Below are 862 nucleotides of genomic sequence, written 5' to 3'. Positions count from 1 at the left end.
ATCCGTAACCGCGCAACTACCAAGCCGTATTAGGATCGTGAATCTCGTTGCACGAGCTTCTCGTGTAACTCGGCGGTCAGCGTCTCGACCCGCTGAATTAACTTCTGAGTGAGTTCTGTCAGCTCCGTGTTTCGCTGCAGCAACTCCAGAAGTTGTGCCGCGTTCTGGGCTGCGATCTCCTGCCGCTGCTCGTTCGCGACAGCAAGCGCCTCCCTGTGTTGTGCGTCAGCCTCGGCATGCACGGTGTCGCGCGCTGCTTGTCGCGTCTGCGCAAGCAGGATGAGCGGCGCTGCATAAGCTGCCTGGAGACTGAATGCCAGATTGAGCAGAATAAATGGATAAACGTCGAACCTCGTAAGGCCGAAGACGTTGACTGCAATCCAGATAGCGACAATAGCTGTCTGCGTGCCTAGAAAAAGAGGCGTTCCGAAAAAACGCGCAAACGCTTCCGCCTTGAGCGCGAATGTGTCGTTGCCAAACGCTGAAGCAAGGTGCGCGTGAGGACGATGGAAGCGGAAGTGATCGACTGTCGGAATGTCAGGCGCAGCGGTGGCCGAGTCAGGCGTCTTCGTTTCCATCATCCCCTCCAGGGCCTGGTCGTGGCGGCAAGCCGCCCGTCAGCTCTGCGGCACGAGACGCCAAGCAGATGCGCGGCAATGGACAAAGCGAAGCTCGTCACTGGACGATCGCTTTAGCCAAGCATGAAGCGTGGCAACAGTCCGAGTGTACTGCTCGTTCCGGCTTGGCGTGAACCCAGACCTACCGTTGGGGATACAACTCACCCGGACGCCTCGATGATGACCTTCAGCGCATGCGTATCGGCGGCGTGGCCGAAGGTCTCGTACGCGTTCATGATGTCGTC

Annotated in this window: 1 protein-coding gene; it reads right to left on the bottom strand. The window is 58.5% G+C overall.

Features of this window, described 5'->3' with window-relative positions; translation table 11 throughout:
* Positions 1-29: 29 nt before the first annotated feature.
* Positions 30-578, bottom strand: a complete 549-nt coding sequence (locus AWB67_RS38755; RefSeq protein ID WP_087660935.1) for a DUF1003 domain-containing protein — start codon at positions 576-578, stop codon at positions 30-32.
* Positions 579-862: the final 284 nt, after the last annotated feature.

It is taken from the genome of Caballeronia terrestris (genome assembly GCF_001544515.1).
Classification (GTDB): Bacteria; Pseudomonadota; Gammaproteobacteria; order Burkholderiales; family Burkholderiaceae; genus Caballeronia; species Caballeronia terrestris.
Note: the sequence above shows the minus strand (reverse complement) of the source record. Positions and strands in the feature narration are given on the sequence as shown.